We start from the raw sequence: 8,031 nt of genomic DNA on the forward strand, positions 1-8,031 counted from the left end.
GGTTATTTCAGTTACTGCAATCCTGATTTCCTTTTTGGCTACCCTCTATCCAGCTTGGCAGGCATCACGGATGCTGCCGGCAGAGGCTCTGCGGTATGAGTAGTCTGCTGGAGGTGACTGGGCTCTGCAAGGACTACCGGATGGGCGCTGATACGGTACAGGTCCTGAAGGGGATTGACCTTGAAATCGCTCCTGGAACCACAACCGCCCTGATAGGCGCTTCAGGTGCCGGTAAGAGTACATTGCTCCATATTCTGGGAGCTCTCGATCGTCCGAGCAGCGGTAGAGTGATCTATAAAGGTCAGGATCTATTTGCCCGGTCTGACCGGGAGCTGGCAGATTTCAGAAGCTGCACCATCGGTTTTGTGTTCCAGTTTCATCATCTGCTGCCTGAATTTACGGCACTGGAAAACGTGATGATGCCGGCTTTAATTGCCCGTAAAGAGCGACGTCAGGCAGAGCTGCAGGCACGGGCGATCCTGGGCGATGTCGGGTTGGAGCACCGTTTGTTACACCGGCCAGGAGAACTGTCTGGCGGAGAGCAGCAGCGGGTTGCCATAGCCAGAGCATTAATAATGGAACCAGAACTGCTGCTGGCTGATGAACCGACCGGCAATCTGGATGCAAAAACAAGTGAAGCAATTCACGAGCTGCTGGTGAAAATCCAGAAGCAGACCGGTATAAGTATGATTGTTGTTACCCATAACGAGCGAATTGCTGCAAGGATGGAACGAGTGGTCCGGCTTCTGGACGGACTTGTTGTGCCTTGTACTATGGAGGAAGTGTGAATTATTACCCCAGCCTGACAACAGCACTGCTGATTGCATTGGTGCTTGCCGATCAACCAGCCCATGCTGATGGTGAAAAAATAACCGAGGTCATTGTGCGCGGCAACCGGCGGGTAGAGGCGTCAGCCATTTTGGGTGCTACCGCGATCAAGGCGGGTGATACGCTTGATGGCGACCGTACTGATGCTGATATCCGATCCATCTTCAAGCTGGGGCAGTTTCAGGAAGTTCAGGTCTCCAGTGAGCCAGGTAAAAACGGTGTGATAGTGGTCTATTCGGTGATTGAAAAGCCGATTGTCAGGGATATCCGGTTTGAAGGAAACAAGGAACTCAAGCAGGAAAAACTGCTGGAAGGGTTGCCGGTTCGTCGTAATGCCATCTTCTCGCAAAAAGATCTTGATAAAGCCGTTGCCAAGCTGAAGAAGCAGTATCAGGATGAGGGGTACTATCTGGTTGCCGTAGAAGCGCAGATTGAGCAGCGTTCTCCCACAGAATATCAGGTGGTATTCAAGGTGGTTGAGGGAAATAAAATCAGAATAAGCAGCATCACTTTTGAAGGCAACACAGCCTTTAGTCCTCGCAAATTACGGGGCGTAATGGAAACCAAGGAAGAGTGGTTCATGTCCTGGTTAACCGGCGCCGGTACCTACAAGGAAGAGGTATTACGGAATGATGCCCTGCTTATTGCCGACCACTATATGAATAACGGTTATATCAACGTTAAAGTTGGTGAGCCGACGATGAAGCTGGCAGAGGACCAGGAATCCCTGCTGGTGGATATCAGCATTACCGAAGGAGACCAGTTCAGGATTGGCGAAATTACCTTTAAGGGTGATATCCTCTACCCGGAAAAAGAGATTCGTCAAAAGTTTAAAACTGAGCCTGGCGAGGTGTTCAGCCGGGCAAATCTGAGGGCTGACATCGGTACACTGACCGATATGACCGCAGATAAGGGGTACGCCTTCAATAACGTTAACCCGCAAAGCAAGCCTGACCCGGAAAAGAAGCTTGTTGATCTGGTGTTTGAGGTGGAGAAGGGGGAACTGGTCAGGATTGAGCGGATTTCGATCGCTGGTAACTCCAAGACCCGTGACAAGGTTGCCCGCCGTGAACTGCGTCTGATGGAAGGGGAGCTGTACAGCGCCACCGGTTTCAAACGCAGCAAGCAGAATCTGATGAACACTGGTTACTTTGAAGAGGCCAATGTGGCCACAGCCAAAGGGAGTGCTAGCGACAAACTCAATGTTAATGTGGATCTGAAGGAAAAAGCCACTGGAGCCTTTACCATTGGTGGTGGTTACAGCTCACTTGATGGCCTGATCTTTCAGGGCTCGGTTTCCCAGTCAAACTTCCTGGGGCTGGGGCTTAAGGCTAATGCTTCGGCTGCCATTGGCGGCAAGTCAAACACCTATTCAGTCGGTCTGACAGATCCCTACTTCCTTGACTCCAAGTGGACCCTGGGGATGGATATCTACCGTTCAGAACGGGATTACACCGATTATAGCCGTCGTCTGACCGGTGGTGATATCAAGGCCGGCTACCCGATTACCGATTTTATCGGCACCTTCTGGATGTATAAGTATGAAATTAAAGATATTTATGACGTTATAAATCCGGCTATTACTCAAAATCCTTTGATCTACCCTTCAATTCAGCCCGGTCAGACTACAACCAGCTCAATCTATGGAAGCATCACCAATAATACTACAGACTTTCGTTTCGATCCCTCTAGTGGCATGGTCAATACCTTTTCGGTGGAGTATGCCGGCGTGGGCGGGAACAACAAGTATGTTCGTGAAGTTTTAGACAATACTTTTTACTATCCACTTTGGTGGAAATTTGTAATTTCTACTAAAGTGGTTGTTGGTGCTATTCAGGAGGCAGGTGCTCCGATCCCGATGGATGAAAAATTTTATCTTGGAGGGATTGGGACCGTAAGGGGCTACTCAGCGCGTTCAATTTCTCCTCATCAGTATGCAACATACACGGATCCGCTAACAGGTGCTACCAGCCAGCTTAAAGTTGATGTAGGTGGTGAAAAAGAGCTGTTTGGCAATGTAGAGGTAAAATTCCCTTTGCTTCCTGAATTTGGCATCAAGGGGGTTGGTTTCTTTGATTACGGTAATGCCTGGACCGGTGGATTTAAACCACCCACTATCTATATGAGCTATGGAGGCGGTATCCGCTGGGCGTCACCGATGGGGCCTCTGCGACTGGAGTATGGTATTCCGATCAACCCGCGTCCTGAAGACAGCAAGTCTGGCCGTTTTGAGTTTGCAATCGGCAGTTTGTTTTAACCTTTATACTACGTAAGGAGAGACTTAATGAAGCGTTTGGTACTGATGGCACTGATGTTGGTTGTAATGACAGGTTCTGCCTGGGCAGCTGATATAAAGCTCGGCTATCTCGATATGCAGCGCACCCTGAATACCTCGGAGGCTGGTAAGGCTGCCAAGGCGCAACTGCAGGAAAAACTGAAAAAATATCAAGAGCAGGTTAACATCAAGCAGGAAGAGTTACAGAAGCTGAAGAATGATCTTGAAAAACAGGGTATGACGCTGACCGAAGCCGCGCGTGCTGCCAAGGAAAAAGACTATCAGCAGAAACTGAAGGATTTCCAGCGTTTTACGAAAGATGCGGAAGAAGATCTGCAGGCCCGTGATGGTGAGTTCACTAAAAAAATCCTTGAGAATCTTGAAAAGATTGTCCAGGAATATGGCAAAAAACATGGTTATTCCATGATCTTTGATGCCCGTAGCGCTGGTATGCTTTATGCTGATCCCGGTGTGGATCTGACTGAAGAGATACTGAAGGCCCTTAACGCAGCGCAAAGCAAGAAATAGGCAGGGTGGCAACCATGCTGACCAAGACACTGCAGGAGTTGGCTGACCATCTGGGCGGTACGGTCCGTGGTGATAGCACAGTAAAGATTAACGGCCTTGCTCCCCTTGAAGGGGCTGCTTCTGATAAGGTTACTTTTCTGGCCAATCCCAAATACGCTGCCAAGGTAGCAGAGACCAACGCTGGCGGCGTTTTGATGGCGCCCGGTGGTGAATCCTATGGTCGTAATGTCATTGAGCTGGCTAACCCGTATTTGGGGTTTGCCAAGCTCTTGACCCTGTTTTATACCCAACCGCATCCTGCTCTTGGCGTGATGTCTGAAGCGGTGATCGGTACCAATGTCACTTTGGGTGAGGGTATCAGCATCTATCCCGGTGCCGTGGTCGGCAACAATGTCTGTATCGGAGACCGGGTGGTGATTCACCCCGGTGCAGTGATGTATGATGGCGTTGTCATCGGCGACGACTGTGTGATTCATGCCAATGCAGTTGTGCGTGAGCGCTGCCGCCTGGGCAAACGTTGCAAGCTGCAGCCCGGTGCGGTGGTCGGCAGTGACGGCTTTGGCTATGCGCCGGATGGGGCTTCCTATTATCCGATTCCCCAGATCGGTATTGTGGTACTGGAAGATGATGTTGAGATCGGTGCCAATGCCACCGTTGACCGGGCTGCCCTTGAGGTGACCCTGATCAGGCGCGGCACCAAACTGGATAACCTGGTGCAGGTGGCCCACAACTGCCAGGTCGGTGAAGACTGCATGATCGTATCACAGGTGGGGATTGCCGGCAGCAGCAAGATTGGCAATCATGTCACCCTGGCTGGTCAGGTGGGGGTGGTGGGGCATGTCAGCATTGGCGATAACGTGATCGTTGGTGCACAGGCCGGTGTGCCTGGCTCTCTGGAGGGCAATGCCTATTACAGTGGTTCTCCAGCCATGCCGCACAAGGAATGGTTGAAAACCATGGGAACCTTGCCCAAGCTGCCTGAGATGAGAAAGAAGATGAATGAGTACGAAAAGCGCTTGGCCGCCCTTGAGGCCCGGCTGGCAAAGGAGTAAGCGATGGAACCGACTATGCCGATGGATGTGAACGCCATCATGAAGATTTTGCCTCACCGTTATCCGTTTTTGTTGGTGGACCGTATTGTGGAGCTTGAACACGGTAAACGCTGTGTCGGTATCAAGAACGTCAGTATTAATGAGCCGTTCTTTCCCGGTCATTTCCCCGGCCATCCGGTCATGCCCGGTGTGTTGATTGTTGAGGCGATGGCTCAAGTGGCCGGTATCATGGCTTATCTGGCTTCTGACGACGAAACCAAGAAAAAGGTAAGTTATTTTATGGCCATTGACAGCGCCAAGTTCCGTAAGCCGGTAGTGCCTGGTGATCAACTGCGGATAGAGATTACCACAACCATGAATCGTCGCGGCATCTGGGGTGTTGATGGTAAGGCGTTTGTGGACGGCAAACTGGTGACCGAGGCCTCACTCAAGGCCACCTTTGCTCCGGCAGCAGAATAGATAGGGAGAGACCATGAGCATACATGCAAGCGCAATAGTCCATCCCTCTGCACAGCTGGCTGAAGGGGTCGAGATCGGTCCTTATGCTATTATTGAAGAGCATGCCATTATCGGTAAAGGTACCAGTATCGGCGCCCATTCGGTGATCGGCAAGTGGACCGAGCTGGGAGAGAATAACCAGATTTATCACATGGCTTCTGTTGGCGCAGCTCCACAGGATCTGAAATACAGGGGTGAAGAGTGCTGGACCCGGCTGGGTAACGGTAACGTGATCCGTGAGTTTGCCACCATTCATCGCGGTACGGTAACCGGTCATGCCGAGACCGTAATGGGTAATAATAACTTGATGATGGCCTATTCCCATGTGGCCCATGACTGTGTGGTGGGTAACGGGGTGGTCATGGCCAATGCCGCCACGCTGGCCGGCCATGTCACGGTGCAGGATAATGTCATCTTGGGCGGCTTGGTTGCGATACATCAATTTGTCACCATCGGCGCCTATTCCATGTTGGGCGGCGGTACACTGGTGGGTATGGATATCCCGCCGTACATGATTGCAACCTCAGGAGGCAAGCGGGAGGCGCAACTGCGCGGTCTGAACCTGATCGGCCTGAAGCGTCGCGGTTTTAGTGATGAAGCGATCAGTGGGTTGAAAAAAGCATATAAGACGCTCTTTATGGCCCATCTGAAGCAGACTGACGCCATCGCAAAGATCCGGGCTGAGATTGTTGGTTGTGTTGAAGTAGATAACCTGCTGGCCTTTATTGAGGGTTCAAAACGCGGGATCTGTCGCGGATGAGCAGACTTCGTGCAGCAGTCATCGGAGTCGGCTACCTTGGTAACTACCATGCCCAGAAGTACGCTGCCCTGGAAAGGGTCGAGCTGGTCGGGGTGGTGGATGCCGATGCGGCCCGTGGTGCTGAGGTGGCGGCTGCCTGCGGATGTAAGGCTTTTACTGACTACCGTGAGCTGATCGGTCAGGTGGATGCGGTCAGTGTGGTGGTGCCAACTCAATACCATCACCAGGTGGCAAAGGAGTTTCTGGCTGCGGGCGTACATGTACTGATTGAAAAGCCAATTACCGTGACCATTGAACAGGCTGATGAGCTGATCAGTCTGGCTGATAGTGGTAAGCTGGTTTTTCAGGTGGGACACCTGGAGCGGTTTAACCCGGTGCTGATGGCGGTGGAAGAGGTGTTGATCGAACCGCTGTTTGTGGAATCAGTACGAATTGCACCGTTTAAACCACGGGGTACTGATGTAAACGTGGTACTTGATCTGATGATCCACGACATCGAGATCATTCAGCATCTGGTCAAGTCGCCGGTGGCAAAAATTGATGCCATTGGTGCGCCGGTCTTTACCGGCGAAGAAGATATCGCCAACGCGAGAATCGCCTTTGAAAACGGCTGCGTGGCAAACGTCACGGCCAGCCGGATCAGTCTCAAAAGCGAGCGTAAGATGCGGATCTTCCAACGTGACGCCTACCTGACGCTGGATTTTCAGAACAAGAAGGTGCTGGTTGCGAAAAAAGGGGAAGGCGAGTTATTACCCGGTATCCCCAATATACAGGTTAAAGAACATGAACTGGGGCAGTCTGATCCGCTGCTGTCGGAGATCAGTTCTTTTGTTGAGGCGATTCGTGAAGGAAAGCAACCTCAGGTAAGTGGCCGGGACGGCCGGATGGCGCTTGAAACAGCGTTGAAAATCAACGAAGCACTGAACAGGATACGCCCATGATACCGATGGTAGACCTTAAGACCCAGTATCACCAGTTGAAGAGCGAGATTGATGCTGCAGTACTGGATGCGCTGGAAAGTACCCAGTTTATCCTGGGCCCCAACGTTACCGGCCTTGAAAAGGAAACTGCAACCTATTTGGGCTGTCCCAGTGCTGTTGGCTGTGCCTCTGGAACCGATGCCCTGCATCTGGCTGTGCTGGCTGCCGGAATCAAGCCGGGTGATGAGGTGATCACCACATCGTTTACTTTCATCGCTACGGCTGAGGCGATTTGCTATGCCGGTGCTGTACCGGTCTTTGTGGATGTGGATCCTCAAACCTTCAATATTGTGCCGGAACTGATTGAGAAGGCCATTACCCCCCGTACCAAGGCGGTGATTCCTGTCCATCTCTTTGGCCAGCCAGCTGACATGGCTGCCATCAGTGCCATCTGTGAGCGCCACAATCTGGTGCTGATCGAGGATTGCGCCCAATCCTTCGGCGCAGCCATTGCTGGCCGTATGACCGGCTCAATTGGTGCTTTTGGCTGTTTCAGTTTCTTCCCCAGCAAAAACCTGGGGGGATATGGTGATGGCGGGCTGGTAACCAGCGCTACAACTGAAGGAACAGAAACGCTCAAGATGCTGCGTAATCATGGCAGCAAGGTGCGCTACCACCACGATGTAATCGGCTTTAACAGCCGTCTTGATGATCTGCAGGCCGCTATTCTGAGGGTTAAGCTGCGCCACATTGATCGTTTCAACCAGGAACGACGTAGGGTCGCACACCGTTATTCTGAAGGGCTTAAGGATGTTGTCACGGTACCGTTTGAGGATGGTAAGGGTGTACATGTCTACCATCAGTACACAGTTTTGACCGATAAACGGGATCAGATTATGGCTGCATTGTCTGAACAGCAGATTGCAAGCGCGGTCTATTACCCGATTCCGTTGCACCATCAGAACGTCTTTGCTGAACAGTGCCAAGGTCTTTCCCTGCCGGTGACTGAATCAATCGCAGCCCGCTGCATGTCGTTACCGATCTATCCTGAGATGACCAATCAACAGGTTGATCAGGTGATTGAGGCAATTCGAGGGGCGATCAAGTAAGATGACAGGCAGTCCGCAGCGTCGTGTCATGATTGTGGCCGGCGAAGCCTCCGGTGATATC

The 8,031-nt window shown here is 51.7% G+C and carries 8 protein-coding genes; all 8 read left to right on the top strand.

Going from position 1 to position 8,031, the window contains the following annotated elements:
- Positions 1-95: 95 nt before the first annotated feature.
- The 8 genes from OEL57_RS11045 to OEL57_RS11080 are packed head-to-tail and all read left to right on the top strand — an operon-like array spanning position 96 to position 7,970.
- The gene (locus OEL57_RS11045; RefSeq protein ID WP_300740592.1) at positions 96-788 is read left to right on the top strand and encodes an ABC transporter ATP-binding protein; all 693 of its coding nucleotides are present in this window, start codon (positions 96-98) and stop codon (positions 786-788) included.
- Positions 785-3,085, top strand: a complete 2,301-nt coding sequence (gene bamA / locus OEL57_RS11050) for an outer membrane protein assembly factor BamA (protein WP_300740593.1) — start codon at positions 785-787, stop codon at positions 3,083-3,085. The genes OEL57_RS11045 and bamA overlap by 4 nt, the downstream gene beginning before the upstream one ends.
- Before the next feature lie 27 nt (positions 3,086-3,112).
- A complete protein-coding gene (locus OEL57_RS11055; RefSeq protein WP_300740594.1) occupies positions 3,113-3,631 on the top strand; it encodes an OmpH family outer membrane protein in 519 nt (172 codons plus the stop codon).
- A gap of 14 nt (positions 3,632-3,645) precedes the next feature.
- A complete protein-coding gene (gene lpxD / locus OEL57_RS11060) occupies positions 3,646-4,683 on the top strand; it encodes a UDP-3-O-(3-hydroxymyristoyl)glucosamine N-acyltransferase (RefSeq protein WP_300740595.1) in 1,038 nt (345 codons plus the stop codon).
- A gap of 15 nt (positions 4,684-4,698) precedes the next feature.
- The gene (gene fabZ, locus OEL57_RS11065; protein ID WP_300740599.1) at positions 4,699-5,142 is read left to right on the top strand and encodes a 3-hydroxyacyl-ACP dehydratase FabZ; all 444 of its coding nucleotides are present in this window, start codon (positions 4,699-4,701) and stop codon (positions 5,140-5,142) included.
- 13 nt (positions 5,143-5,155) lie between these two features.
- Positions 5,156-5,941 (top strand): acyl-ACP--UDP-N-acetylglucosamine O-acyltransferase, encoded by a 786-nt coding sequence (gene lpxA, locus OEL57_RS11070; RefSeq protein ID WP_300740596.1) that lies wholly within the window; start codon positions 5,156-5,158, stop codon positions 5,939-5,941.
- The gene (locus OEL57_RS11075) at positions 5,938-6,882 is read left to right on the top strand and encodes a Gfo/Idh/MocA family protein (protein WP_300740597.1); all 945 of its coding nucleotides are present in this window, start codon (positions 5,938-5,940) and stop codon (positions 6,880-6,882) included. The genes lpxA and OEL57_RS11075 overlap by 4 nt, the downstream gene beginning before the upstream one ends.
- Positions 6,879-7,970, top strand: a complete 1,092-nt coding sequence (locus OEL57_RS11080) for a DegT/DnrJ/EryC1/StrS family aminotransferase (protein ID WP_300740598.1) — start codon at positions 6,879-6,881, stop codon at positions 7,968-7,970. Before OEL57_RS11075 ends, OEL57_RS11080 begins: the two co-directional genes overlap by 4 nt.
- Positions 7,971-8,031: the final 61 nt, after the last annotated feature.

The organism is Trichlorobacter sp. (assembly GCF_030247655.1).
Classification (GTDB): domain Bacteria; phylum Desulfobacterota; class Desulfuromonadia; order Geobacterales; family Pseudopelobacteraceae; genus Trichlorobacter.